Here is a 26202-nt window from a genome sequence, read left to right as displayed (position 1 = left end):
CCGGTCAGGAGGCCGGTACAGAAGGGAGAGAGATTATTTTCGGGTTTGAGACACCGCAGGCAATCTATAAGTGGCAGCGCGGAACGGCATTGCCGTCCGTGGATAATCTTGTCATATTGTCGATCATTTTCAGGGTTAAGATAGAGGATATACTGGTCCTGTCAGATTATGATGAGATAAAAATGTGCGGATAGGGACTGAAATTTTATCAGGCAGCCCCGGCGGGCTGCCGCACCTGGCTCCGTGGTCAAACGGCTAAGACACTACCCTTTCACGGTAGTAACGCGGGTTCGATTCCCGCCGGAGTCATTGATCAGACAACAGTCTGATGAAGCTGGAATATATTGTAATTGTAAAGGCATCTGTACAGTTGACGACATTATTATGGAGAGATACTAGGATGTTTTGAGTTTTTATATGCGGTGTGCCATTCGTATTGAATGAATTCGCGTTTCGCGGAGAAAAAGTTAATATAAATGTTGAAGTCAGAGATAAACGGTCTTTTTTGTTCGTGGATGTCTGACGGGACTGAAGAAAGTCTGTCTTTCGGACAGCCGCGCCCGCGGGAGTGCGCAGCAGCATGTATGATACGGCCGGAAGCGGGAAGAGTTTTATAACTGAATTGATATAAAAGATATAGTGCGGGTGATGAACAGCGCGTGCAATGGATGTGAGCATTGCAGCGCTGTTTTTTTGCTTTGATGTGGTATAAAAAAAGTTGACAGTTTATTCTCTTGGTTTTATTATGAAATCCTTGAGAATAAACTGTCAACTTTTTTTATACCACATCAGCTGAGATATGACAGGAGCATTGACAGATCCCAGGAAAGAGTTTGGAAAGGCCGTGACGGAGCTGGCGCAGAAGGACGAACGGATTGTGGTTTTTTCTGCCGACAGCGGAAAAAGCTCCGGGTTCGGCGGGTTTATAGAACAGTATCCGGACCGCTATTATGAATGCGGAATCATGGAACAGGGCGTAATCGGGATGGCGGCAGGAATGGCTGCGTCCGGAAAAATACCGGTATTCTGCGCGATCGCGCCTTTTGTCACCTGCAGGCCCTATGAAATGGTTCGGAACGACCTGGGGTATATGAGACAGAATGTGAAGATCGTAGGGCGGAACTGTGGATTTACATATTCGGATCTGGGAGCGACCCATCAGAGCCTGGATGATTTCGCACTCATGCGGATGATACCGGGAATAGCTGTCCTGGCCCCCCAGGATCCGGGAGAAATCCGGCAGGCGGTGAAAGCCATGATTGACTATGAGGGTCCGGTCTACATGCGGATCGGCAATCCGGGCATCCCGGATCTGTTTGAAGAAACGCCGTTTGAAATCGGCAGAGGAAAGGTGCTCAGAGAGGGACGGGATCTGACGGTCGTCACCACCGGTTCCACGACCGCCGCGGCTATGGAGGCGGCAGAACGCCTGGAACAGGAGGGGATTTCCTCCGAACTGATCGGTATGCCCACGGTATGCCCTGTAGATGAAGAGCTGATACGTGAATCTGCTGTGAAGACCGGGAAGGTGCTGACCGTGGAGGAACATTACGCGGACGGGGGGCTCGGAACTCTGATCACTGAGGCGCTGAGTGAAATCCCTGGCGTCAGGGTATGCAGGCACGGGGTTCCGAAGCTCTACGCCACCACGGGAAGTTATGAGCAGCTATTACACTATTACCGGCTGGATGCGGACGGGATCGCTGAGGCTGTGAGGAAGGTATTGGCGTGACGCTTATGAGACTTTTAATTATCAATCCGGGTTCCACTTCCACAAAGATTTCTGTGTTCGAGGAAGATGCGGAGATCTGCCGGAAAACGGTCGTACATCATTCGGAAGAGCTGAAAGCTTTCCCGAAAATCATGGATCAGCTGGACTACCGCAGAGAGCTGATCCTGAGAGAACTGAAGCAGGCGGGATTTACCATGGAGGATTTTGACGCAGTCTGCAGCAGAGGCGGACTGGTGCGCCATATCCCGTCGGGCACCTACAGGATCAATGACCGGGTGATCGAGGATTTGAGGCGCTGCATAAACGGAGAACATGCCAGTAATCTGGGCCCTGTGCTGGCGAAGGAGCTGGGCGACAGGGTGGGAATCCCCTCCTATTTCGCAGACCCCATTGTGGTGGACGAGCTGCAGGAGCTGGCCAGATATTCAGGCTTTGCCGGAATGGAAAGGGAAAGTATCTTTCATGCACTGAATCATAAAAGCGTCGCCAGAAAGGCGGCGGCGGGACTGGGAAAGCGCTATGAAGAATTAAATCTGATCGTTGCCCATCTGGGCGGCGGCGTCTCTGTGGGAGCACATAGAAAGGGAAAAGTGATCGACGTGTTTAACACCAGGGAAGAAGGCGCCATGTGCATGGACCGCGGCGGCAGTGTGCCCACGTCAAAGGTCATCGAATTCTGCTTTTCCGGGGTGAGCAAGGGAGAGGCCAGGCGGGTTCTCTGCCGGGAATCGGGCATTTATTCTTATCTGAAGACCAGAGAATTCCGGGAAGTAGAAGAAAAGGCCTTTGCTGGGGATTCGGAGGCAATGACGGTCTTCCGGGTGTTCGCCTATCAGCTTGCGAAGGATATCGGGGCTATGGGAGCTGTTCTGGAGTTTCAAGTGGACGGCATCATACTCACGGGGGGAATTGCTCATTCTGACCGGCTGTGTGCGGAGATTACCCGGTATGTCAGAGAACTGGCGCAGGTGCTCCGGATGCCCGGCGAGGAAGAAATGAGCGCCCTGGCGGAGAGTGCCCTGCGGGTGCTGCACGGTGAAGAGGCGAGTACCTATTAAGGAGGATTGGAGTATGATTACACATCTCTCAGAGCTGGCCGGGATGGCAAAGAAAAAGGCAAGAAAGACGATCGCGGTTGCGGCGGCCCACGACAGGGAGGTGCTGCAGGCGGTTGTTCAGGCATACCGGCAGGGGATTGCCGATGCCATACTGACCGGAGAAGAAGAAAAGATCAGGGAGCTGCTTCGGGAGGAAGACTGTGATCCCGGGCAGTTCCGGATCATCCCCGCGGACACAGACCAGGAATGCGCCAGAAAGACAGTTGAGGCAGTCCGGCGGGGCAGCGCTCAGTTTTTAATGAAGGGGTTTTTGGGAACCGCGGATCTGATGCGGGAAGTCGTAAACCACGACACAGGCATCAGTGGGGGAGGGTTCCTTTCTCATGTGATGTTTTTCGAGCAGCGGAATTATCCGAAGCTGCTGTGCCTGACCGACGGCGGCATGTGCACGTTTCCGACGCTGGAGCAGAAGGTTCAGATCCTGAAGAATGCCGCCGCAGTTATGAAGCGCCTGGGCTATAACCGGATTCAGGCGGCCTGCGTCTGCGGGGCGGAGAATGTGAACCCGAAGATCACGGCCACGACAGATGCGGACCGGCTTACAAAAATGAAGGATCAGTGGGAGCCGATAAACATGAATGTATACGGCCCGGTGGGGCTGGACATGGCCGTTTCCAGAGAGTCCTGCGCCCATAAGCATTATGAGGCGGAAGGGGCCGGCGAAGCGGATATCCTGCTGGTCCCGACTTATGAGGTGGGAAATGGAATAGGGAAGGCGATGCTTTATTTCGGCGGCGCGAAGAATGCCGGAATGATCGTTGGGGCGCAGGCGCCGGTCATACTGGTATCACGCTCCGACACGGCGGAAAGCAAGCTGGCTTCCATCGCGCTGGCGGCGATAACGGCAGAAGCCCCGGGAGGTGAAAATGAAACTGGTACGGTTTAGAAGCACTGAGGAAGAAAAATATGGGATCTTGAAAGGCTCCAGGGTTTTTGGGCTCAGGAATTCTCCTTTTTCAGAGGGGTGGGACCAGGAAGCCCCGGAACTGGATGAGACGGAATATGCCCTGGAAGACGTGAAGCTGCTGGTTCCCTGTCAGCCGACGAAATACCTGGGGGTGGGCCTTAACTTCGCCGGCGCCGCCAGGGCTATGGGCCGGCCGGCGCCGGAATATCCGGTCACATTTCTGAAGCCGTCGGGCGCATGCATCGCTACGGGCGAGGCGGTTGAGATCCGGACCTTCGAGGGGTGTGATTATCTGTATGAAGGGGAGTTGGCGGTTATCATCGGGAAAAGGGCAAAAAATGTCCCGCGGGATGAGGCCCTTTCCTATGTGCTGGGCTATACCTGTTCCGATGATATTACAGACCGGCGGCAGTTTCAAAAGGATGATCTGCGTCTGAAGGGGGCCGATACCTTCGGGCCGGTGGGTCCCTGTATAGAGACGGAGCTGGACCCTTCTGATGTGAGAATCCGCAGCTGGGTAAACGGCCAGCTGCGGCAGGATGGGAATACGGGGGAGATGATCTTTGGCGTTCCCTACATGATAGAATTTTTTTCCAGCTATATGACACTGTACCCGGGGGATGTGATCTCCATGGGCACGCCCGCCGGGGCAGGGCAGATTCATCCGGGAGATGTGCTGAGAGTGGAAATAGACGGGATCGGCGTACTGGAAAACCCTGTGAGAGAGATTTATTATGAAAGTCCCGGGCGGCAGCCGGGCTGAGGTCATTGCTGGCGTGCGCCGGAGTACGGATATCGGACGGCAGATTCAAAAATATGCAGAAGAATGTTATATGGGAGGAAAAAAGAGAAAATGGTTATTAAATCATCAATCCGCAATCTCGGTTTAAAGGCAGTCAGAGGAGAAGAAGATTATGCGGCGCGCATATTGGACCTGCCGCTGGCCGCTGGCGAGTTTAAAGCGCTGGAGGGAACGGCGGAATATATCGGGGTTACGGAAGAGTTTAAAAAGGTTATAGATTGTTTCAAAACTCCGGCCGGTGAGACTCCGGCCGGCTTTCAAATTGAACTGGAACTGAGCAGCGACCGGGTTCTGCGCGCTAACCTGAAGAGAAATATCTCTTATGACAGGAATGGGATCAAAAGGCCCACTAACCTGCTGTTTTCAGCCGACAGCGCGAATCCCTATGAAGTAGCGCCCATATCGGGCCTGCTGGCAAATCTGACCTGCAATCCGGGAATCATTTACGACCTGTTTATTAATAATCCTGAGGCAAATGTGGGTAATAAGTTTCAGACGCGCGATGAAGTCATGGTAGAGCTGGGCCGCATCCTTGGGCCGGGATGTGATATCAGTGTGGAGCTGAATGACCCCTTCAAAAAAAGCGATGCCGAAATCCTGGAAGAAGCAGCCAGGTTTAAAGAGCTGCTTTCTGAGTACCGGGTGGTGATCAAGGTGCCCCATACCGGTCCGGTTAACCGGAAGAATGTGGACGAGCTGCTCACAGGGGATAAAAGGTTATCCCGCAGGTATAACGAAGTCACGACAGAAGACGCCTTTCGTGGGCACAATCTGGCTCTAATGCTCCATGAGCACGGATACCGGGTGAACTTCACCCTGATGTTTGAACCGGCTCAGACTGCTCTGGCTCTCCAGGCCCGCCCGTATTTCATCAACAGCTTTATCCGCCACCGCCTCATGCAGTCTCAGGAGATTAAAAACTATCTGGACATCTACAGTCTGACCGGACAGAAAAAGTATCTGGAAGACCTGCGCAGCTATATGGTTGCCAAAGATTATTTCGCGGCCGGAGAAGAAGGGGTGGATTTGCTCACTGTTAAGGAAAAAGCGGAAATTCTCATTGACCAGCGAAATATTAACAATCCGGAGGGGTCAGACGGCCTTGACGGAATCCGCCAGAACCTGCGGCTTCTCCGGCAGACCAATCTGGAGGATACGCGTCTGATCATCTGCAGCATGGAAGGGGATTATAATTATTACGATATCGACAGGCTGCTTTCCTCCGAAGAGTACGGCGACATGGCAGGCAGGGTAGTCCTGACTGCGGAACCAAATTATCTGGCCAGATTTTCCAGCGCAAACCAGGTCGTATCCTATCAGAGAAGATTTATGAACGCAGCGAACGGCGCGAAATGATGCAAGCTTCAGAGTATAGATACAGGAGGCATATAAATGAAAATAGCAATTGGCTGTGACCCGAATGCCCAGTCTGCTAAAGAAGAATTGATCCGCTTTATAGAAAGCAGGAAACTGGGTGAAGTAACTGACTTTGGCAGTGATGATCCTATCTACGCGAACGTGGCGATCCGCGTCGCAGAGGCGGTAGCCGCCGGAAAACACGATAGGGGAATTCTGATCTGCGGCACTGGAATAGGAGTTTCTTTGGCGGCAAACAAAGTAAAAGGAGCCTACGCGGCACTGCTGTCGGATATCTATTCCGCAAAAAGGGCACGTCTCAGCAACGATGCGAATATTGCCTGTATGGGAGCGTTCACAATAGGCAATAAATTGCGAGAGGAATTGACAGAAGCGTTTCTTACCAGTGAATTCGTGCCGGGGTGTGCGTCACAGGCGAAGGTTGATGCATTTGTAGAATACGATAACGAGAGGTAGTGGGTTGGGGGAAAGGGACACTCAGTGCCCTTCAAAATCCGGCCTGGAAAGCCGGATTTTGAAGGGCAGCCTTTGTTTAAGAACTTCTAACAGGCCTGCAGGTGTCCGCCGCTCTGAGGAACACGCTGCCCCGCTTCCCCAGGCTTTCTGGTTATAGCAGCATATACACACGCGTTTGCCCTGATGAGTATTTGGATCATACAGAATGAATATCGGGAAGTATAATCGGTTCTTGAAAAAAGCAGTATATTTGCGTATAATTATCTTGAGTTTAAAGAGAGGAATTTACCGCGGATGCCCTGAAAGGGACGCGGGGTGCTCCCGGTTTGTAACTGAAAGGAAGGTCTGCTTCTGCTCCTTTGAGGCAGAGTTGGGGATAGAGTGAATATATGTTAGATAAAACTAGTGCAATACCTCTGCACGAACAATTGGACAAGATCCTGCGGTCGGATTTGAAGAATCATAAGTGGGGACCGGATCAGAAGATTCCGTCTGAGAATGAGCTTGCCCAGTTATATGGGCTCAGCCGTATGACGGTGAGGGCGGTCGTCAATCACCTTGTCAATGACGGCCTGCTTTACCGTGTGCAGGGGAAGGGGACGTTTGTGTCCCCGATTAAGCTGGATGTGAGTACCAACAGAATACAGAGCTTCCGGGAGCAGATCGAAGAAAAAGGGTATCAGTATCACATGGATATCATATCCTGCGAAAATATAAAGACGACTGCGTATCTGCGGGAGATGCTCTGTCTTCCGGAGAATGTGGCGGAATTATTGTATGTGTACCGGCTGACCTATGTAGAAGGAGAGCCTACGTGTATCCATAAGGCATTTATCCTGCCGGAGGCGGCAAAATTTGTGACGAAGGAAAATCTGGAAAGCTCTTCTCTGTTTGAATTGCTGAAATATTGTGGCTATAGTACCGATTCTATTGTTGAGAATATTAAGACGGACTTCCCCACAGACTCGGACTGCAAGCTGCTGAAGGTGGGGAAATGGCATCCGCTTTTGATTGTGTCTGACGTGCATAAGACCAGCAATGGGGTTCCGTTTATTTTGAATGAATTTGCGTTTCGCGGGGAAAAGGTTAATATTAACGTGGAAGTCAGGGATAAGCGGGCATTTCTGTTTGTAGACGCCTGACGGGCCTGGGCTATGTGCCGGGAGGAGTTTTTCAGTGAAAAAAGTGGTGAAGTACAGAGAAAATTATCAACATCTTCCCAAACGGTTCGTGGAGAAGATAGAATCTGATCTGCAGTATTTACTGGACTCCGGTCTTCCGGACCTGAAAAAAGTCTATCTTTTTGGCAGCTGTGCCCGAGGAGAGGTGCGCAGCAGCAGCGATGTGGATCTTTTAGTCTGCACAGAGCACAGGCTGAAGGACCGTGAGCTTGCGGCTGATATCCGCTGGACGCTGGACGAACCGGTTCAGGGCGTGAGGACAGATGTGGTATATAAGAATGAGGAAACGGTCACAGGAGCATCAGTCTTTGATACGGTCCTGGAACGGGATAAAATATTGATATTGGAGGTCCAGGGATGATTCGTAATACGTATCTGGATATTGCTGAAAATGATTTGGAATATTTGGAATCTGTTCTGAAAACGGGAAGCAGCTTCTATAACCAGCTGGCCGTGCAGGCCCAGCAGGTCACTGAAAAATACCTGAAAGGATATCTGGATCGCCTAGCTGTGGAAGAGGATGTCTCGGATTTGATGAGAAAACGTAATATGAAGAAGATAGCCTCCAAACTGAACGATCTGAATCCGGAGCTGGAATTGGATACAGTTGGGCTGGCATATCCGACTGATTTTTATTATGTTGCGAAATATCCGGGTGATGATTTCTATACTGTCACAGAGGCAGAATTTCAGAAATGCTTGTCCATTATGTATGATACGGTCAACCGGCTGAAGAAAATGTAACTTTACCAAAACAGCGTGTGTAATGAAAAAAATTCATTGCCACGCTGTTTTTCTTTATTCACAGTACGGCTCAGAGAACAGCTCACGCTGTTCCACAAAGAATATACTGTATCTCGTTTCTTTCAAAATATTCCTGATATTTCAAAGGCGGCTTCTCGTCAGTTATGATGCAGTCAAATTCATTGGGCTGCGCGAATACCATAAGGGAAGAGCAGTCAAACTTTGTGTGATCCACCAGCAGATAATGCTTGGACGAACGGGATAAGATCTTCTGCTTGATGGTGTATTCCTCAACCGAAGAATTGCTGGCTCCTAACTGCAGTGAAAAAGCGGAGCATGCCATGAAAGCCTTGTCAATATGGTACAGGTCGATCGCCTTCAGGCACTGGTCTCCGATGACAGAGGCGGTGGCGTGCTTCATCACACCCGGCAGGCAGATCGTGTTGAACTGGGGCAGGCCCAGACACTGGTTCATGACTTTTACACTGTTTGTAATGATATTCAGGTGTTTCAGCGAAGTAATATAATTCAACAGAGGAGTCGTTGAGGTGCCGGTATCTATATAGATTGTGTCCCCTTCGCTGATCAGCCTGGCGGCGGCTTTGGCGATCGCCTCCTTGGCGGCCGGATTTTTTACCGTCCGTTCCAGGAAGGGACGAAGCATATTTTTTGGCGGTGCGGTTGTATTTTCATCCTTTTCCTCGGCCAATCTGGCCCCGCCGTATATTTTCTCTATCTTCCCCTCTTCTTCCAGAATTGTTAAATCACGTCTCACGGTATTGATGGAAACCTGAAATTTTTCACACAGCTCAGGTATGGTGACAAATTGCTGTTTGCTGATATAGTCAGCAATATTATGTACACGTTCGAGTTTCATGCTTATACCTCGCAGATCCAATACTCATGGTTGAATTTCTTTTACTGATATGGTCATAGTATCATAAATGTCAGATGTTGGCAAGAAGAAATTAACCAAAATAGAACAATAATTTAACCATCTCAAAATTAGATCCCAAATGGGTTATTGTGAATAATTAACAATAAATACATGGTAAAATCAGAAAAAACAGAGAAATACACAAAAGTATTGACAATTCAGCGGGGCGGGCGTAAGATGGGTGTATCAAAAAAACATCAAAAATGAATCAGAATAAAACCATAAAATAACAATTTAATCAAGAAAGGACAATGGTTAAAGGTATGAAATCTTTGTTAATGCCCGAAATTGGGAAGCTGGAACTGATTGAGGATGAGCTGCCGGTGTGCGGAGAAGAAGAGGCGGTGGTGAGAATTAAGTACGCAGGCATCTGCGGTTCGGATCTTCATATTATCGCGGGGGATAATGCCAGGGCAAAGGTTCCGCTGATCCTGGGCCATGAATGCTGCGGGACCGTCTGCCAGATTCATTCAAAGAGAAGGGCGGACCTGAAACCAGGCGACAAGGTAACCGTACATGCAGTGAATGGCTGCGGGGTCTGTGACAACTGCCGTAATGGGAGAGAGAATCTCTGCGAACACGTGAAGATTATGGGAACAGAAATCCACGGGATGTTCAGAGAATACATAAAAGTCCGCGCCGACAGGCTGCTGCGTTTTGAGGATGACGTAGATATGAGAGCGGCAGCACTGGTAGAGCCTTTGACGATCGGCGTGCATGATGTCAGAAGAGCAAAAGTCCAGGCCGGAGAAGAGGTGTTCATATCAGGCTGCGGAACCATTGGCCTGCTGATCGGCATGGTGGCACGGCTGTCCGGAGCCAGAGTGGTTCTGTCGGAAATCAATGATGGAAGGATTGAAACTGGCAAGCGGTTTGGATTTACAGTGCTCGACCGGAAGTCAGAAGACTTCAGCAGGCAGTGCGCACAGCTCACACGTGGAAAGCTGTTTGACAAGGTATTCGAGGTCTCTGGCGTCGAGGGCGGATTTCAGGACTGCCTGGACATGGTTAAGCCTGGGGCCACGCTGGTACAGGTGGGAATGCCGGGCGTGAATTTTCACGATTTCAACGTGAGCAGGATTATATTTAACGAAATTAATTTCCTGGGAGTCCGGAATTCCTGTTCCAGAAGCATGAGTGAAGCGGTGAAGCTGGTAAACAGGGGCGTGCTGAATGAGCAGCTCATGCAGATGATTTCCGAGATATATCCGAAAGAAAAAGCGGTAGAGGCATTTCACCACGCCAGAACAGATAAGAATGCGCTGAAGATATTAATTGATTTTGAAGGGTGAAAGGAGGATATCTATGAAAATCGAAGATTTCTGCAAAGTCATGGAAGAATTTGAGATTGTGGATCTGTCCCACATGTACCAGGAGGGTATGCCGATCTGGCCGACCCATGCGCCGTTTGAGCATGTCCTGTGGGAGGATTATGAGAAAGGCTCTCTGAATTACCAGCTGAAAATACATGAACACTGCGGGACCCATATAGATTCTCCGGCACACTTTATTCAGGAGGGACCGGGACATGTGTTTATGCCCGAGATTCCGCTCCGGCATTTCATGGGCCGGTGCGTTACTCTGGACTTTTCTGATCATCCAAGAAACTATGAGGTGACCGATGTAGATATACGGAGCTGGGAGAAACAGCACATAGAAATCAGAAAGGGAGATGTGGTGTTCTTTAACTTCGGGCTGATGAACGCCTGGAGGAACGGAGATCTGGAGTCCATCAACGCCGGTTATTCAGGTCTTGGAAAAAGCGCGGCGGAATATTTGCTTTCCAGAAAGGTGAAGATCGTGGGAAATGACGCCATTGCCCTGGATTATGACGGCACAGACCGTTACTGGTGCCACTATATATTGCTGGATAACGATATTTTAATCATGGAAAATGTCGCAAACCTGGATCTGCTCCCGGCACTGTCTTATTTTATCTGCCTGCCGCTGAATGTGGAGCAAAGCAGTGGGAGCCCGGTCAGAGCCGTCGCCCTGGTAGAAAAATAAACTGAAAATAAAATTAGAATAGAGGAGGTAGAAGATGACTTCAAAAGAAAGAGTAAAACTCGCCTATGCGCATAAAGAGGCGGACAGGGTGCCGGTGGGGGAGATGCATATCATGTCTCCGGTTTCCAGCGAAATACTGGGTAGGCAGGCTGTCACTGGAGAAGGCGGCTGGCTTAAGCATTATATGGCTGAGTGCATGGCGGAAGAGAACCGCGCCGAATTTATCGAACGGCTTTCTGCAGATACGGTGGAAGTGTTTAGAAAAAGCGGCCTGGATCTTCTGTGCACCGAACTGGATCCTGCGGATGACGGCAGCGTCATCTATAAAGATGTGACGGAAAACAGCTGGACGACGGTTGATCAGGATACAGGGCATTGGGCAAAGTTTGTCTATAAGCCGGAGAATGATACGGCCCACGAAGTGGATTCCTCGGAAAAATCGGATACAGATGAGGATTATGGAGCGATTCGGGAGCATCTGGATGCCCTTGAAAAAAGTAATTTTGCAGTACATGAGAGCAGGTTTGATTCCACAAAGTACGCAGTAAAACATGCCGGAAAAGACATGTTTATCATGGCCAAGCTTCCGGATCTGATTCCTTCCTACAGGAGCTTTTATGCAAATTTCATGGAAGTCTTCTACGCCGATGAAGAGCTGGCGCACAGATTATGTGACGATTATCTGGCATTTTCACTGAACGCGGCGAAACGGTATATAGAAATCGGAGTGGACTGCATTATGATCGCCACGGACTGGGCGGCCTCCAACGGCCCGATCTTTTCACCGCGCCTGCTGCGGGAATTTATGATCCCTCAGATCAGGGCGGTCGTTGATCTGTGCCATCAGCACGATGTTCTGGTGCTGAAGCATACCGACGGCAATATCATGCAGTTCGCGGATGAATTTTTTGCCATGGGAATCGACGGCTACCAGAGTGTGGACCCGGGTGCGGGAATGGATATTGAACTGATCAAAAAACTGTATGGAGAAAAGGTTCTTTTAATGGGAAATGTAGACTGTGCCCATACGCTTCCTTTTGGTACGCCGGAGGATGTGATTGAAGAGACGAAACAGGTGATGCGGAAAGCCTCGGGCGGCGGCGGCCATATTGTGTCCAGTTCCAATACGATCGGTTATCCCACAACGGCCAAGAACTTTTTAACGATGGTAGAAACAGTTCACAAATTTGGAAGCTATCCATTGGAACTGTGATTTACATAATAATTCTATTTTACTATGAAAGGAGCATTAGAATGAAGAAGAAAATTGCAATGTTGTTAGGAATCGTCTTGACACTGTCCCTTACGGCCTGTGGATCGGGCGGGAATTCTGCCGGAAGCAGCGCTTCGGCAGGCACGTCCGGAGGAGCCGCTTCCAGCGCATCCAACAGTAACAGTACGTCCGGCAGCTCCGCAAGCAGTGCTTCACAGGCTTCTGCCGCTGGCACGGAAAAAAAAGCACATAAAGTTGCGTTTGCGGACAGTTTTAACGGCAGCACATTCCGCCAGCTGGAGGAGGCTGCTGTAGAAGATGCCTGTAAAATCATGCAGGAGCAGGGAAGGATTTCAGAGTACGCGATGGTCTGCGCCAACAGTGACGTAGCTACACAGATCTCACAGATTAACAGTTTTATTTTGGACGGCTATGACATCATCATTATCGATCCCGCTTCTTCCTCAGGTCTGAACGATGTGATTCAGCAGGCGGTGGATGCCGGAATCATTGTGTTCGCCGTAAGTGACGGCCCCCTTGACACGCCGGGCCTGTGCTATGAAATCAATACGAAGCCCACGGACCTGTGGTATGAGGCTACGAAAGAGCTGTGTGAGATCATCGGAGAAGAGGGTAATGTGCTGGTCAGCCGGGGAATTATCGGCTATGCTTTTGATGAGAAAGCGAATATGGGTGTGGATAAAGCCCTTTCTGAATTCCCAAATGTGACAAAAGCCGGTGAGATTGAAGGAGAATGGACAGATTCAGTGGCTAAAGAAGCGTTTGCCCAGGTCCTTCCCTCCATGAATTATGATGTGGATCTGATTATCGGGCAGGGCGGAGACGACAAAGTGGCGGTTGATGTATTTGAAGCGGCAGGTAAGGAAGTTCCGGTGATCATGGGACAGGGCCGCGGAAATTTCCTAAGCTGGTGGGCCAGGGAATATGAGGAAAATGGCTACCAGACAATTTCCGTTATGGCAGATCCCTACGCGGCGGCTATGGGCGTGTATACGGCACTGGATGTGGCGGACGGCCTGGTATCTTTCTCGGGTGATAACATGAGCATGGACTGCGGCGGAATCATTCTGACCACAGAGGACCTGGAAGCGGATCTGGACTTCTTTAAGAACATGGCGGATGATGAAGTATATGCGTTTGAGAGAGATTATGACTATGCGGTAGAAATGTATTCCAAATACGCGGATTAATACAGAAAAGGCAGCGAGGCGAATATGGATCAAAATGCGGGCAAGAGGATGGATGTATATCTCGAGTTGTCGGATATATGCAAAAATTTTGGAATTACTAAGGCGATTAACCACAGTGATTTTGTAGTCAGGCTGGGTATGATTACCGGGCTGATCGGCCCCAACGGAGCCGGGAAATCCACCATGATGAAGATTATCACCGGAGTTTACAGCCAGGACGGCGGCACGGTAAAATTCCCAACACTGAAGGACGGCGGGGGGAAGTATGACACGAATTCCGCGCGCGACAAGGGAATCTATTGTGCATACCAGGAATTATCCCTGTGCACAAACCTGCGGGTATATGAAAATTTTCTGCTGTGCACCATGTCACATACACCGTTTGGGAAAAGAGGGTTCCGTACGAGGGCCAGGGCAGAAGCTAAGGAATTGCTGGATCAGGTGTTTCCCGGCAATGGGATTCACGTCAATTCGCTGACTTCAGAATTAACGATGGTGCAGAGGCAGATGGTCGAAATCTGTAAGGCAGCCGCCCATGAAAATCTAAAGGTGCTGCTGCTGGACGAACCGACTTCTTTTCTTCCAACGGAAAGAATCGGGCAGCTTCACAGCTATCTGAAGAAGCTCTGCGCGGATAAAAATATCGCTATCATATACATTTCGCATAAGCTGGATGAGGTGGAACAGATCTGTGAGACTGTGAACGTCATGAAAAACGGGGTTAATACAGAAATCAGCGATATGCAGAATGTTACAAAAGAGAAGATGATCCAGCTCATGGGCGGGGAAGAATCATTATCTCACAGGCCGGAAAAAGCTGTTTCACGGGCAAAAGAGGAAATACTGCTGGAAATCAAAGATTATTCCGGAAAAAATCTGCATCATATCAATCTGCAGATCCGAAAGGGCGAAATTATTGGAATATCCGGGCTGGATGGAGGGGGGCAGGCCGATCTGCTCCGGGCCATCTACCGGCTTGTGAACGGGCGGAAACTGCCGGATACCAAGGATATGAAAATATCCTATGTCAGCGGAGACCGGGGAAAAGAAGGCATACTGCCTTATTGGACCATAGGGGAGAATATGTCAGTGGCCAGCTATGATATCATAGCGCCGAAAGGGCTGGTATTTCCGCAGAAAATGAAAGCATTCGCCCAGCACTGGTTTGACAGGTTTTCGATCCGCGCCCAGAGCGTGGACGGCGAGATCACCAGTCTGTCCGGCGGTAATGCGCAGAAGGTTCTGATCGCAAGAGGGCTGGCTACAGACGCGGATATCATATTGCTCAATGATCCGACGCGGGGCGTGGATATCGGAACCAAGCAGGAAATATACCGGTTCATGCGCGAAGCGAAGGAAGAAAAGAAAACGATATTGCTGTTCAGCACAGAAGACACAGAGATGTGCCAGTGTGACAGGGTCTGTATCATGCATGAAGGGTCAATTGTCCGCGAGCTTTCCGGGGCTTCCATTAATGAGCAGAACATCGTACAGACTGCATTTGAATGGAAGTCAAAAGGAGACGGGGGAGCGCAGGGAGAGGAATCCGGCGGCCCTGAGAAGAGCCCGGCGCCTGTCCGCAGGATTTTGAGTAACCGGGCGTTCATCGCTATTGTGACGTTCGCCGTTCTGTATGGAATTATCTGTTGCATGCAGCCGGCGGCTCTGACGCCTCTGGGAATTACTCTGCTGTATAGTTCGGTGGTGCCGCTGATCTTCGCCGCACTGGGCCAGATGTTTATCTCGATCGGCGGCGGGATCGATATGGGCAATTCCATGTCGGTGGGCCTGGTGAACGTGATTGTGGCTACGGTGGTGAGCGCGAACGCCGGCCTGGGAGCTGTCTATCTGGCGGCCGTTATTGTGTCCTACGGGCTGATGGGACTGCTGATCCTGAAGACAAGGATACCGGCGGTGATAGTGACGCTGGGCTTTTCCTTCATATGGGAAGGGCTTGCGGTTCTCGTATCTCCGACTCCCGGCGGTATTTGTCCGCCCTGGCTGAAAAAATTCTGCACGTTTTCGGTCTTGAATATCCCAGGTCCCATCCTGGTTGGGGCGGTGGCAGCTTTGATCGCCTGGTGGGTGATCCGGAGATCCAAGTACGGGATCGTACTCAATGCCCTGGGGAACAACAAGACGGTGACGGAACGGTCAGGCTGGTCGGCGGCGGCGGCCACCTTTACAGCCTATGTACTGTCGGGGGGATTCGTAGTCCTGTCTGGTATCTATATGACGTCCGTTCAGGGGAGCGGAGATTACAGCAGCACTGGGGCTTTCTGCATGATGAGCATTGCGGTCTTTATTCTGGGCGGCTGTGAATTCATCGGGGCGGTGTCCTCTCCCGTGGGCGTTGTGATTGCGGCTTTTGCGATGACCAGCATTTCAACGTTATTAACATTTTTAAAGATGAATACAAATCTGCAGCAGATGGTTACAGGGCTGGTGTTGATTGTGGCAATGTTCGTAAAAAACATTGTATACAGGAATAATGCCTGCAGCACAGAGTGAGGGAAAGGTGGTTATCTGTATGAATATAAAAAAGAAAATCAGCGGCAGTCCCTGGGTGTGGCCATTGCTTGGAATTCTCCTGCTGTGGATCGGTATTTCCATATTAAACGGCAATTTTGAGATTTCTACTCTTGGCGTGAATATTAATTTGAGCTGCTTTCTGCTGATTATGACCATAGGGCAGGCAGTGGTAATCACAACGGGTGAAGGAGCCATTGACCTTTCGCTGACCTACGTAGTGAGCTTTGTACCCTACTTGATCTCCGGGGTTTCGCTGGCCGTGGGAAATTATGCCGCCGGAGTTCTGGCAGGGCTGGCAGCCTGCATTGTGATAGGAGTGGCCAATGGGGTTGTCAATTATTATCTGAAGGTTCCGGCGATGATCACGACGCTGGCTGTGGGGTATATTGTCTATTCCCTAACCATGGTGATCTCTTCCCGGCAGATATCAGGGGCGCCCAATGAGTCATTCAAAAGGCTCATACAGACGGGGACGTTCTTGGGGATTCCGGTGCGCATTTTCATCACGGCTGCCGTCGTGTTGGCCGCCTGGTTCGTGATTAACCGGACCGTATTTGGGTGGCAGCTCCGTGCGGCCGGCATGAACCGAACGGCAGCCGGATTTGCAGGCGTCAACTTGCCTAAGGTTGTAATTACAGCTTTTATCATGACGGCTGTGCTCACATTTTTTGCCAGCATTATGCTGAATGCCTACCTGGGTATGGGCGGTCAGAATGCGGGAAGCGCATATCTCCTGCCCTGCGTGGCGGCGGCGGTGATCGGAGGCACCAGTCTGAACGGAGGCAAGACGAGCATGGTTGGAATTGTATTCGCGAGTATTATGTGGACGATGCTCAATGCCTTTTTGAATATCGCGCTGACCCAGTGGCATCTGAACAGCGCTATTAAAAATTTGATCCAGGGTGCGGTTTTGATCTTAGTCCTGATTGCTGCGGTTCCCAAAAAACAGATCAATGAGTAACAGAAAGAAATTTACTGGTAAAGGCGGTGTATGTTAGCGTGTTAGTTACTTTGACTGAATTGCTGGAAGAGGCAGAGCGGGAAAACAAGGCTATAGGCTCCTTCAGCACGTTCAATATGGAAATGACCATGGGAATTATAAAGGCGGCTGAGGAATTGCAATCCAGTATTATTTTGCAGATTGCAGAAAAACGGCTGGATAATTCTCCACTGGACTATGTGGGGGCGATGATGGTGCAGGCCGCGAAGCAGGCCGGCGTCAAAGTGGCGGTTCACCTGGATCACGGAATTTCGGCGGATACGATCCGGAAAGCTATTGGGCTGGGATTTACATCCGTCATGTATGACGGATCGAGACAGTCTTTTGAAAAAAATATAGAGGAAACCAATGAGATCTGCCGTCTGGCACATCCGGCCCATGTATCTGTTGAGGCGGAATTGGGAGCGGTGGGGGGACAGGAAGCGACCGGGCAGGTGGAAGAAATCGTGTGCACGGATCTGGAAGAAGCTGTGGAGTTCGCGGCAAGGACAGAAATTGATGCGCTGGCCATCGCCATCGGAAACGCGCACGGGCACTACCATGGCAGGCCGCAGCTGGATTTCCGCCGGCTGCAGGAGATCCATGAGGCAGTTCCTGTTCCGCTTGTGCTGCATGGGGGCAGCGGAATTTCTCCGGAAGAATTCAGAAACTGCATCCGCCTGGGCATCCGGAAGATTAATATTGCCACCGCGAATATGGATGCGCTGGTAGACAGTGCTAAGGAGTACTTTTCCGCCGGGAGTCCCTATTCCTATTTCGATTTAAACGAATGTATGGTTAAGGGCACCTACCATACGGTGAAAAACTGTATCGAAATATTTAATAACAAATCAAACCCGCAGGGCACTTGGCAATGCATGCCCTGACGGGCGGGGGACAAAGTATACTCCCGAGTATCCCGCAACACATGCCCCTGGCGGGGCGGGGGAACAGCTTTGCTGTTCTACAATGTATGAGAGGAGCGTTTTGGAAAAATGAGTGTAGTCAGAAGAATGAATTATTGTATTAATGGGGAATGGCTGGAATCCAACAGCAGCCGGTATATGCCGGTGACTGATTCCAGCACCGGAGAAGTCATCGCGGAGGTGCCCTGCTGTACGGAGGAGGAAGTGGAGAGCGCTATAGAGGCCGCGCAGGCAGCTTTCCCTGCCTGGTCACAGATGGCGGTGAGCAAAAGAGCCCAGTATATGTTCCGCTGGAGGAACATTCTCGTAGAGCATCTGGAGGAGCTGGCAGTATTGTGTGCGAAGGAGCTGGGCAAAAACCTGAATGAGGCCAGAGGGGATGTGTTAAAGGCCATTGAGCCGACAGAATTTGCCACTTCCGTCCCGTATACGATGCAGGGGAGCGGCGGGCTGCAGGTGACAACCGGGTTTGACTGTGCAACCTACCGGGTTCCCCTGGGCGTTGTAGCAGGCATTGTGCCGATGAATTTTCCGGCGATGATTCCATGGGGCTGGATGGTGCCGCTGGCCATCGCCTGCGGGAATACTGTTGTATTAAAAGCAAACAGTCAGACGCCGCTGACATCCATGCGGATATTGGAGCTGTTTTATGAAGAAGGAGGATTTCCAAAGGGCGTTGTTAATCTGGTAACCTGCGGCCGAAAAGAGGCAGAAATTATGATGACGGATGAACGCGTCAAAGCGGTAACCTTTGTCGGCACAACTGACGTGGGAAAACATATCTATTCTGTCGCGGCGGCCCATGGGAAGCGCGTACAGGCACAGTGTGAGGCCAAGAATCATGCGCTGCTGCTGGAAGATGCGGATCTGGAAAGCGCGGCTAACGCCATTGTGAATTCCACTTATGGCTGTGCAGGCATGCGCTGTATGGCGCTGCCGGTGGTAGTGGTGCAGGAGAGCATTGCGGACCGCTTTGTAGCATTGCTGAAGGATAAGGCCCAAAAGCTGAAGGTGGGCTGCGCATATGAGGAGGCAACACAGCTGGGTCCTGTCGTTTCCGCAAAGCATAAGGAAAGCGTCTGCCGGTGGATACAGACAGGAGTGGACGAAGGGGCTGAGCTGGTCCTGGATGGGCGGAACTGCGTGGTTTCCGGATATGAAAACGGATATTTTGTCGGCCCCACCATTTTCGACCGCGTGACGCCGGAGATGTCCGTCGGCAATTGTGAGATTTTCGGGCCGGTCACGCTGATTAAACGTGTAAAGGATTTTCAGGAGGGACTGGAGATCATGAATGCCAATCCGTTTGCAAATGGGTCTGTAATATTTACGCAGAGCGGATACTATGCCCGTGAGTTTGAACTGAGGACGGACGGCGGGATGGTTGGTATTAACGTGGGAATTCCGGTGCCAACCGCTTACTATCCCTTCTCCGGCAATAAGGATTCATTCTTCGGAGACCAGCATGTCCTGGGGCTGGACGGAGTGCGCTTCTTCACTAGGGCGAAAACAGTGACCAAGCACTGGTACAGTGAGGAATCCAAGTACAAGAAGGTTGACACATGGGAAGGAACGGTTGACAGATAATGAAATATATAGAATTTGACGAAAGCAGGGAGTTTGACCTTGTGCTGCTGGGCAGAATCGCAATCGATTTTAACCCTGCGTATTCAGAGGAGGTAAAAGAAGAATTCAAACCTCTGAAAGACGTTCACTATTTTGAGAAATATGTCGGGGGCTCCCCCGCCAATATTGCGTGCGGGCTTGCAAGGCACGGGATGAAAGCTGGTTTTTTTGCCAAAGTCTCTGACGACCAGTTCGGAGATTTCGTCATTGATCATTTTAAGGGATGTGGGATCGATGTTTCCCATATCAGCCGCTGCGCAAACGGAGAAAAGCTGGGGCTTACCTTTACGGAGATGCTTTCTTCTGAAGAGAGCCATATCCTGATGTACCGGAATCAGGCGGCGGACCTGCAGCTGGGACCGGGGGATATTGACGAAGACTATATCAGAAAAGCAAAAGCGATTCTGATCTCCGGCACTGCCCTGGCGGAAAGCCCCTCCAGGGAAGCGGCCTTAAAGGCAGTCATGCTGGCTAAAAAAAACAATACAAAAATCATTTTTGATATCGACTTTCGTTCCTATAACTGGAAGAATGAGGACGAGATCTCCATTTATTACTCCATTGCCGCCAAGGAGGCGGATATCATCATGGGTTCCAGAGAAGAGTTCAACCGGACAGAGAGGCTGATACAGCCGGGTATGGACGATTGGAATAGCGCTGAACACTGGATAAACTGCGGCGCCAGGCTTGTGGTGATTAAGCATGGGATGCAGGGTTCCACCGCCTACACCTGCGACCATCAGAGCTTCAGCGTAAAACCCTTTCCTGTGCAGGCCCGAAAGGGCTTCGGAGGAGGCGATGGCTATGCGTCAGGTTTTCTGTATGGCGTTTTTCATGGCTGGGAGATCCAGAAATGCCTGGAATACGGCTCTGCCGAAGCTTCCATGCTGGTCCGGAACAACAGCTGTACGGAGCGGCTGCCGGATATCCGGGAGGTTGCTGCTTTTATTCAGGAAGAAAAGAATCTTTATGGTGAAATGGTAGCAAAGGGGTGAATCGTATGGAAATGACCCTGAGATGGTTTGGTAAGGGTTATGATTCTGTGACTCTGGAGGAGATACGGCAGGTGCCGGGGGTAAAAGGCGTTGTCACCACGCTGTATGGTAAAAACCCCGGAGAGACCTGGGAGCCGGATGAAATACGGGCGCTGAAGGACACAGTTGACGGCGCCGGGCTGAAGATAGCCGCAATTGAGTCAGTCAATCTGTCGGATGATATCAAAACAGGTTCCGGCAAGAGAGACGAGCATATTCAGCATTATATCCAGACACTGGAAAACCTGGGGAAAGAAAAGATACAGATAGTGTGTTATAATTTCATGCCGGTCTTTGACTGGACCCGCACAGAGCTGGCGCGGGTCCGGCCGGACGGCTCCACGGTGATGGCGTATAATCAGGAGGTGATCGGACGGCTGGATCCTGAGCACATGAAAGAATCCGTCAGCCAGATGTCCGGAGGTTTTCAGATGCCCGGCTGGGAACCGGACCGGTTAGACCACCTGAAAGAGCTGTTTGAGAAATACAGGGATATCGATCAAGAAAAGCTGTTCCAAAACCTCCTCTATTTCCTGAGAGCTATTGGACCAGTCTGTAAAAAATATGGCATTCGGATGGCCATTCACCCGGACGATCCGGCATGGCCTATTTTCGGGCTGCCGAGAATTATAACCAATAAAAAGCAGATCGAGCGGCTGCTGCGCGCTGTGGATGAGGAGTATAACGGACTGACACTGTGTACGGGCTCCCTGGGTTCTGACCAGAAGAACGAAATACCGGACATCATAGAGGCAGCCAGGGGAAGGGTTCCCTTTGCCCACGTCCGCAATCTGAAGTATAACAGCCCGGGAGATTTTGAAGAAGCAGCTCATCTCTCATCGGACGGATCGATGGATATGTATGAAATTCTGCGCAAATTATATGACACGGGCTTTAACGGGATCATGCGGCCGGATCACGGGCGGATGATCTGGCAGGAACAGGCGATGCCAGGCTATGGCCTGTATGACAGGGCGCTGGGCGCGTGCTATCTTCAGGGGATTTGGGAGGCCATTGAAAAGGGAGCACGCAAATGCGCTTCATGAGGGAAAGGATGAACATCCATGAATTTAACATTGGACGGTTTAAGGAGGCGGGAATTCTGGAAAAAAGCCGGCGTGGCGATTCCTACCTATGAGATCGGACGGATTCGGTCGGCTGCACAAAAGGAACCGGTATGGGTACACTTTGGAATCGGAAATATATTCAGGATCTTTATGGGCGGCATTGCAGACCATTTAATTGAACAGAAGGCGCTGGACCGGGGGATCACCTGTGCGGAAGCCTTTGATTTCGATGTCATTGATAAAATCTATGCACCCTTTGATAATCTGGTATTGGGCGTTACCCTTTTACCGGATGGAAACAGCCGGAAAAGGGTGATCGGCTCGCTGGCGGAGGCATTAAAAGCCAATACGGAGGAACCTGAGTGCTGGCAGAGGCTGAAGCAGATATTTGCGAGCCCGTCCCTGCAGATTTGTTCTTTCACAATCACAGAAAAAGGGTATGCGGTGTGCGATACACACGGGGAATATCTGCCGGCGGTATGCGCCGATCTGGAAAGAGGACCTTCCGGGCCCCAATCGGCCATGGCAGTGGTCACGGCTCTGCTGTATGAGAGATTCAAAGGCGGAGGCGGACCGGTGGCAGCCGTTTCCATGGATAATTGTTCACGAAATGGTGAGAAGCTGAAAACGGCCGTCCTGACCTTCGCGAGAGGCTGGGAGGAGCGGGGCTATGTTTCGGAAGGGTTTGTCAGATATCTCTCCGATGAAGCGCAGGTATCCTTTCCCTGGAGCATGATTGATAAAATCACTCCCAGGCCGGCGGCTTCTATCAGAGATGAACTGGCGTCCCTCGGCATAGAAGGAATGGAGCCTGTGGTCACGCGGAAAAATACATATATTGCTCCCTATGTCAATGCGGAGGGCCCCCAGTATCTGGTGATTGAGGACAGGTTCCCCAATGGCCGCCCGCCGTTTGAGAAGGCGGGGATATATATGACTGACCGCGAGACTGTAAACAAGGCGGAAAGAATGAAAGTTACCACTTGTCTGAACCCGCTGCATACAGCCCTGGCCGTGTACGGCTGCCTGCTGGGCTACACGCGTATCTCAGACGAAATGCAGGACAGGGAATTACATGAATTAGTCTGCCGCATTGGGCTGAAGGAAGGGCTTCCGGTAGTCACGAACCCGGGGATACTGTCTCCTGAAAAGTTCGCGGCTGAAGTCATCCGCGAAAGAATTCCCAACCCGTATATGCCGGATACGCCCCAGCGGATTGCAACGGATACTTCCCAGAAGATAGGAATCCGCTATGGAGAAACCATAAAAGCTTATGTGGACCGGTATGGAGACGCAGGCAGGCTGCAGGCCATCCCGCTGGCCATCGCCGGATGGCTCAGATATCTTTTGGGGGTGGACGATAACGGAAAAGTTTTTCACAGGTCCGCAGACCCGATGTTAGGTGAGCTGAGCGGATATCTGGAGGGAATTAGTCCGGGCCGGCCGGACACGGTGGGAAACCGGCTGGTTCCCATATTATCAAATAGTCGTATCTTTGGCTGTGATTTGTATCAGGCTAAAATAGGAAAAAAAATAGAAAAGATGTTCAGGGAAGAAATTACCGGGATCGGCGCGGTGAGGAAGACGCTGATAAAATATCTGAATGGGCTGGAAGCTTGAAATTAAGCTTCCGGCCTTTTTGGCTTTATAGGAAATTGCTTAGTTATGGATTTGGGAATGAAAATAGCCCGCTAGAAAAGCGGGCATTGGAAATAGACGTTTCTGATTTAGAAAATATAGAATCCTTCTACATCAAAATCGTCCTCATCGATATCATCGAATTCATGTAAAAAATCGTCCATATCCAGAAGGTCATCGTCATCCATGTCACGGACTTCATCAGAAGTCATGCCTTCCGGAGGATTTTGAATATATTGCGCCCGTAGTTCTTTTGCAAGCTCCGCTTCAGTCATACGTTTGATTGTAACCGCCTCCATTCAGATTTAAGATAGTTTCATTGTATCACGAGAATGAAGGATGGAGATGGAGTCCCGCCAGCGGTTGAAAGAGAGATAGATTTTATGTTTTTCTTTAGAAATAGCTCTGCGTAAAAGCAGGTCAGATTGACGATGTCTGGCATAAATACCATAGTAGCGGATCATTTTAAAGGGTTTTTCGGGGATATACTGTGTTAAACGGGAAATGAAAGCAAGGGCAGAAATCATTTCAGTAATCAATTGATTATCTTCATGGCGGTTGTAATGGAAGGTTACACAAACACCGTCATAAGAGTCAATGCGAGAAGTGGCGATGACAGGTCTGCCAAGGTAGCGGCCGATATACTTAATGACTTGACTGGGATTGCATTGATTGGGCATAGCTCTGATTTGTTATCTTTATGAAACATGCGGGAAACAACGCTATTAACGGAGGAAAAGAGAGAGTTTAAAAGGGAACGGTCCTGCAGAAAAAAGGGACGAAGTTCTCTGGCGATAGTAAAGACGCAGTGCCGGTGCTGGACATCAATGAGCTTAAAAGACATAGAAGTAGTCCTGTTGATGGAATACATGTTGCCGCAGTGAATCATTTTTTCTACATTTTCGATGACAGAGTCACTAAGATGTTGAAGATAAATCATTTCTTCAAAATGGTCGGAAAAAATCTTTTGTAGTATATTCATAAGACTATTATGAAGGAAAGTAACAGAAAAAGAAACCCCTAACCCCTCAAGACTGAGGGGCAGGGGATTATTGAAAATACGCTGACTGTCTATCAGTCGGTAGATTTGGCGCTGGTGCTGGCAATCATTTCGATACTGCTATTTAACCTTAAGAAAAGAAAACAAATAGCAGTTGCTGTGAAAGAGGGCTGCAACGACTGGATTCGCCCGATGGCCAGTCTCTGTATTATTATAGGCTTCGGCTCAGTTGTGAAAAATACGAGGGGTTTTGAGGCCTGTGTTGCACTGCTTCTCAACCCCTCACGGAATGTATATGCGTCCGCGGCACTCTCAACAGCAGTAGTTTCTGGTATTACAGCATCTGCAAGCGGCGGTATACAAATCGCATGCAGCACATTTGCTAATACCTGGCTTCAGTCGGCAAATCCGGCCATCCTGAACAGAATCTGTTCGATCGCAAGCTGTTCGCTGGACTCGCTGCCGCATAGCGGAAGAATCCACAGCACTTTTGAAATTTGTAAAGTTGATTTGAAACAGGGATATAAGTATGTCTTTGTTGTAAGCGTGATAATTCGGGCAGTTGTTACAGTTATAGCAGTGATCTTGGGGAACATGGGAATTTGTTAGCTAGAATCGGTATAACGAATTGCATAAAAAACGTTTTTCAGGAAAACCTATGGAAAAGTAAATAAAAAGAGGGTGGCATTTATGAAACAATTGAGAATATTTGCATGTGAAGGATGCGAGGATGTGATCGAGGTGCTCCGCTCCAGTGACGGCGTAAGGTTTACCTGCTGTGGCAAGGAGATGAAGGAGCTCACGGCTAATACTTCTGAAGGAGCTGCGGAAAAACATATTCCTGTTGTAGAGCAGAATGGCTCAGAGGTTACCGTCACTGTGGGCAGCATCGCCCATCCAATGACGGCTGAACACAGTATCAATTTTGTATATCTGGAAACAGAAAAGGGTCTGCAGAGAGTAGAGCTGAAATCAGATCAAGCTCCCAGAGCCTGCTTTGCCCTCGCAGAGGGCGACAAGCCGGTGGCGGCATATGCTTATTGCAACCTCCACGGTTTTTGGAAAACAGATATTTAACAGATAAATAAACTCCGGCAGAAGAGCGTCAGACTCTCTGGCCGGAGTTTTTTTAAGCCCTCAGGGAGTTTCAGGTATGGAAATTAAGATAATTTGAGGCTATGCTGGGAAATTGCCAAATAAAATTGATCCATATTCTTTTGGCGTGTTATATTGATTAAAGTTTTACGGTTTGTAGACGGAGAGTGGTAAAAAGCTATACTCCAGAGTGTACGGAAGAGGCTCATAAACTTCTGTTTTTTAATCAGCGTTGCCGCGAGACAAGCCGCGGGAAGGCGGCAGTCGGGGTAAAATGCCATGAAGTCTGGCCTGAGGTGTGCTCTAATTGCCCGTTGGACGCGATGGGGGAGAAGTCGTCAGGGCATATCGTCTGCCATGATCCTGTTTTGAAAACGACGGTGGATGTCACAGCCAACCGAGTGATCTGGGATGATCATATCCGCGCGGTGGCGGTGACTGTTTCGCCTCACCGGATGAATTTTGAAGAAAGGCAGGGGGCCGGGAAAATCCAGCGAAGCGCTGCTCCGTTTGTTTGGGAAGGGGAGAAAACAGATATCCAAACGGTTCCGGCGTCTAACGGGCAGGGACACATACCATATGGTAGAATTTACAGCGGCACGGATCGAACGGGCCAATGA

25 protein-coding genes, 1 tRNA gene and 1 pseudogene are annotated in these 26202 nt (G+C 50.1%); 24 read left to right on the top strand and 3 right to left on the bottom strand.

Annotated elements, in window-relative coordinates:
- Positions 1-237: 237 nt before the first annotated feature.
- The 10 genes from H9Q79_RS12100 to H9Q79_RS12050 all read left to right on the top strand — a co-directional run bounded on the left by H9Q79_RS12100 (position 238) and on the right by H9Q79_RS12050 (position 8317).
- Positions 238-309, top strand: a tRNA-Glu gene (locus H9Q79_RS12100).
- A gap of 490 nt (positions 310-799) precedes the next feature.
- A complete protein-coding gene (locus H9Q79_RS12095) occupies positions 800-1732 on the top strand; it encodes a transketolase family protein (protein WP_118645272.1) in 933 nt (310 codons plus the stop codon).
- Between the two features lie 5 nt (positions 1733-1737).
- Positions 1738-2790, top strand: a complete 1053-nt coding sequence (gene buk, locus H9Q79_RS12090; protein WP_118645293.1) for a butyrate kinase — start codon at positions 1738-1740, stop codon at positions 2788-2790.
- Positions 2791-2803: 13 nt separating this feature from the next.
- On the top strand, positions 2804-3736 hold the full coding sequence (locus tag H9Q79_RS12085; protein WP_118645275.1) for a phosphate acyltransferase: 933 nt from the start codon (positions 2804-2806) through the stop codon (positions 3734-3736).
- Positions 3717-4520: a fumarylacetoacetate hydrolase family protein gene (locus tag H9Q79_RS12080; RefSeq protein WP_249328376.1), complete on the top strand. Its 804-nt coding sequence runs from the start codon at positions 3717-3719 to the stop codon at positions 4518-4520. Before H9Q79_RS12085 ends, H9Q79_RS12080 begins: the two co-directional genes overlap by 20 nt.
- Before the next feature lie 90 nt (positions 4521-4610).
- Positions 4611-5915: a transaldolase family protein gene (locus H9Q79_RS12075; RefSeq protein WP_249328375.1), complete on the top strand. Its 1305-nt coding sequence runs from the start codon at positions 4611-4613 to the stop codon at positions 5913-5915.
- A 36-nt stretch (positions 5916-5951) separates the two neighbouring features.
- Entirely contained in the window at positions 5952-6392 is a 441-nt protein-coding gene (locus H9Q79_RS12070; RefSeq protein WP_118648557.1) for an RpiB/LacA/LacB family sugar-phosphate isomerase, read from the top strand.
- Positions 6393-6781: 389 nt separating this feature from the next.
- A complete protein-coding gene (locus tag H9Q79_RS18290; protein WP_118648555.1) occupies positions 6782-7534 on the top strand; it encodes a GntR family transcriptional regulator in 753 nt (250 codons plus the stop codon).
- A 34-nt stretch (positions 7535-7568) separates the two neighbouring features.
- Positions 7569-7934, top strand: a complete 366-nt coding sequence (locus H9Q79_RS12055) for a nucleotidyltransferase domain-containing protein (protein ID WP_249328374.1) — start codon at positions 7569-7571, stop codon at positions 7932-7934.
- Entirely contained in the window at positions 7931-8317 is a 387-nt protein-coding gene (locus tag H9Q79_RS12050; protein ID WP_118648553.1) for a HEPN domain-containing protein, read from the top strand. Before H9Q79_RS12055 ends, H9Q79_RS12050 begins: the two co-directional genes overlap by 4 nt.
- 82 nt (positions 8318-8399) lie before the next feature.
- Here H9Q79_RS12050 and H9Q79_RS12045 read toward each other — a convergent pair whose 3' ends face one another.
- Positions 8400-9194 (bottom strand): DeoR/GlpR family DNA-binding transcription regulator, encoded by a 795-nt coding sequence (locus H9Q79_RS12045; protein WP_118648551.1) that lies wholly within the window; start codon positions 9192-9194, stop codon positions 8400-8402.
- 323 nt (positions 9195-9517) lie between these two features.
- Between H9Q79_RS12045 and H9Q79_RS12040 the strand changes: the two genes are divergently transcribed.
- The 11 genes from H9Q79_RS12040 (at position 9518) to H9Q79_RS11990 (ending at position 23469) form a co-directional block, all read left to right on the top strand.
- Positions 9518-10546, top strand: a complete 1029-nt coding sequence (locus H9Q79_RS12040) for a zinc-dependent alcohol dehydrogenase (protein ID WP_249328373.1) — start codon at positions 9518-9520, stop codon at positions 10544-10546.
- A gap of 13 nt (positions 10547-10559) precedes the next feature.
- A complete protein-coding gene (locus tag H9Q79_RS12035; RefSeq protein ID WP_118648547.1) occupies positions 10560-11261 on the top strand; it encodes a cyclase family protein in 702 nt (233 codons plus the stop codon).
- A gap of 34 nt (positions 11262-11295) precedes the next feature.
- Positions 11296-12474 (top strand): uroporphyrinogen decarboxylase family protein, encoded by a 1179-nt coding sequence (locus tag H9Q79_RS12030; RefSeq protein WP_249328372.1) that lies wholly within the window; start codon positions 11296-11298, stop codon positions 12472-12474.
- Between the two features lie 41 nt (positions 12475-12515).
- Positions 12516-13685: a substrate-binding domain-containing protein gene (locus H9Q79_RS12025; RefSeq protein WP_118648541.1), complete on the top strand. Its 1170-nt coding sequence runs from the start codon at positions 12516-12518 to the stop codon at positions 13683-13685.
- 24 nt (positions 13686-13709) lie between these two features.
- On the top strand, positions 13710-16196 hold the full coding sequence (locus H9Q79_RS12020; RefSeq protein ID WP_249328371.1) for an ATP-binding cassette domain-containing protein: 2487 nt from the start codon (positions 13710-13712) through the stop codon (positions 16194-16196).
- Positions 16197-16215: 19 nt separating this feature from the next.
- Positions 16216-17178, top strand: coding sequence for an ABC transporter permease (locus H9Q79_RS12015; protein ID WP_249328370.1), 963 nt, complete (start codon positions 16216-16218; stop codon positions 17176-17178).
- A gap of 38 nt (positions 17179-17216) precedes the next feature.
- Positions 17217-18083, top strand: a complete 867-nt coding sequence (locus H9Q79_RS12010; protein ID WP_249328369.1) for a ketose-bisphosphate aldolase — start codon at positions 17217-17219, stop codon at positions 18081-18083.
- Between the two features lie 108 nt (positions 18084-18191).
- A complete protein-coding gene (locus H9Q79_RS12005; RefSeq protein ID WP_249328368.1) occupies positions 18192-19709 on the top strand; it encodes a CoA-acylating methylmalonate-semialdehyde dehydrogenase in 1518 nt (505 codons plus the stop codon).
- The gene (gene iolC / locus H9Q79_RS12000; protein WP_249328367.1) at positions 19709-20743 is read left to right on the top strand and encodes a 5-dehydro-2-deoxygluconokinase; all 1035 of its coding nucleotides are present in this window, start codon (positions 19709-19711) and stop codon (positions 20741-20743) included. Before H9Q79_RS12005 ends, iolC begins: the two co-directional genes overlap by 1 nt.
- A gap of 5 nt (positions 20744-20748) precedes the next feature.
- Complete coding sequence (uxuA, locus tag H9Q79_RS11995) at positions 20749-21828, top strand: mannonate dehydratase (protein WP_118648527.1); 1080 nt, start codon at positions 20749-20751, stop codon at positions 21826-21828.
- Positions 21829-21846: 18 nt separating this feature from the next.
- Positions 21847-23469 (top strand): mannitol dehydrogenase family protein, encoded by a 1623-nt coding sequence (locus H9Q79_RS11990; protein ID WP_249328366.1) that lies wholly within the window; start codon positions 21847-21849, stop codon positions 23467-23469.
- A gap of 107 nt (positions 23470-23576) precedes the next feature.
- Here H9Q79_RS11990 and H9Q79_RS11985 read toward each other — a convergent pair whose 3' ends face one another.
- Both H9Q79_RS11985 and H9Q79_RS18725 read right to left on the bottom strand, forming a co-directional pair.
- Positions 23577-23762 carry a hypothetical protein gene (locus H9Q79_RS11985; RefSeq protein WP_249328365.1) on the bottom strand — a complete coding sequence of 62 codons (186 nt, stop codon included), beginning with the start codon at positions 23760-23762 and terminating at the stop codon, positions 23577-23579.
- 42 nt (positions 23763-23804) lie between these two features.
- A pseudogene (locus H9Q79_RS18725) lies at positions 23805-24469 on the bottom strand (transposase); the annotation flags it as partial.
- 105 nt (positions 24470-24574) lie between these two features.
- On the opposite strand from H9Q79_RS18725, the gene H9Q79_RS11975 reads away from it, so the two are divergent.
- From H9Q79_RS11975 to H9Q79_RS11965, 3 genes are all read left to right on the top strand, one after another.
- Positions 24575-25096: a GntP family permease gene (locus tag H9Q79_RS11975; protein WP_147371516.1), complete on the top strand. Its 522-nt coding sequence runs from the start codon at positions 24575-24577 to the stop codon at positions 25094-25096.
- A gap of 81 nt (positions 25097-25177) precedes the next feature.
- Positions 25178-25564 carry a desulfoferrodoxin family protein gene (locus H9Q79_RS11970; protein ID WP_118648369.1) on the top strand — a complete coding sequence of 129 codons (387 nt, stop codon included), beginning with the start codon at positions 25178-25180 and terminating at the stop codon, positions 25562-25564.
- Between the two features lie 185 nt (positions 25565-25749).
- Positions 25750-26202 (top strand): hypothetical protein, encoded by a 453-nt coding sequence (locus H9Q79_RS11965; protein ID WP_249328363.1) that lies wholly within the window; start codon positions 25750-25752, stop codon positions 26200-26202.

The organism is Wansuia hejianensis, assembly GCF_014337215.1.
Taxonomy (GTDB): Bacteria; Bacillota; Clostridia; order Lachnospirales; family Lachnospiraceae; genus Scatomonas; species Scatomonas hejianensis.
Note: the sequence above shows the minus strand (reverse complement) of the source record. Positions and strands in the feature narration are given on the sequence as shown.

Coding starts and splice junctions, on each gene's coding strand:
- H9Q79_RS12075 (WP_249328375.1), top strand. CDS start 4,611: ATGGTTATTAAATCATCAATCCGCAATCTCGGTTTAAAGGCAGTCAGA.
- H9Q79_RS12080 (WP_249328376.1), top strand. CDS start 3,717: ATGAAACTGGTACGGTTTAGAAGCACTGAGGAAGAAAAATATGGGATC.
- H9Q79_RS12030 (WP_249328372.1), top strand. CDS start 11,296: ATGACTTCAAAAGAAAGAGTAAAACTCGCCTATGCGCATAAAGAGGCG.
- H9Q79_RS12095 (WP_118645272.1), top strand. CDS start 800: ATGACAGGAGCATTGACAGATCCCAGGAAAGAGTTTGGAAAGGCCGTG.
- H9Q79_RS12040 (WP_249328373.1), top strand. CDS start 9,518: ATGAAATCTTTGTTAATGCCCGAAATTGGGAAGCTGGAACTGATTGAG.
- H9Q79_RS11990 (WP_249328366.1), top strand. CDS start 21,847: ATGAATTTAACATTGGACGGTTTAAGGAGGCGGGAATTCTGGAAAAAA.
- H9Q79_RS12070 (WP_118648557.1), top strand. CDS start 5,952: ATGAAAATAGCAATTGGCTGTGACCCGAATGCCCAGTCTGCTAAAGAA.
- H9Q79_RS11985 (WP_249328365.1), bottom strand. CDS start 23,762: ATGACTGAAGCGGAGCTTGCAAAAGAACTACGGGCGCAATATATTCAA.
- H9Q79_RS11970 (WP_118648369.1), top strand. CDS start 25,178: ATGAAACAATTGAGAATATTTGCATGTGAAGGATGCGAGGATGTGATC.
- H9Q79_RS12035 (WP_118648547.1), top strand. CDS start 10,560: ATGAAAATCGAAGATTTCTGCAAAGTCATGGAAGAATTTGAGATTGTG.
- H9Q79_RS12015 (WP_249328370.1), top strand. CDS start 16,216: ATGAATATAAAAAAGAAAATCAGCGGCAGTCCCTGGGTGTGGCCATTG.
- H9Q79_RS12085 (WP_118645275.1), top strand. CDS start 2,804: ATGATTACACATCTCTCAGAGCTGGCCGGGATGGCAAAGAAAAAGGCA.
- H9Q79_RS12025 (WP_118648541.1), top strand. CDS start 12,516: ATGAAGAAGAAAATTGCAATGTTGTTAGGAATCGTCTTGACACTGTCC.
- uxuA (WP_118648527.1), top strand. CDS start 20,749: ATGGAAATGACCCTGAGATGGTTTGGTAAGGGTTATGATTCTGTGACT.
- H9Q79_RS12050 (WP_118648553.1), top strand. CDS start 7,931: ATGATTCGTAATACGTATCTGGATATTGCTGAAAATGATTTGGAATAT.
- H9Q79_RS12005 (WP_249328368.1), top strand. CDS start 18,192: ATGAGTGTAGTCAGAAGAATGAATTATTGTATTAATGGGGAATGGCTG.
- H9Q79_RS12020 (WP_249328371.1), top strand. CDS start 13,710: ATGGATCAAAATGCGGGCAAGAGGATGGATGTATATCTCGAGTTGTCG.
- iolC (WP_249328367.1), top strand. CDS start 19,709: ATGAAATATATAGAATTTGACGAAAGCAGGGAGTTTGACCTTGTGCTG.
- H9Q79_RS12045 (WP_118648551.1), bottom strand. CDS start 9,194: ATGAAACTCGAACGTGTACATAATATTGCTGACTATATCAGCAAACAG.
- buk (WP_118645293.1), top strand. CDS start 1,738: ATGAGACTTTTAATTATCAATCCGGGTTCCACTTCCACAAAGATTTCT.
- H9Q79_RS18290 (WP_118648555.1), top strand. CDS start 6,782: ATGTTAGATAAAACTAGTGCAATACCTCTGCACGAACAATTGGACAAG.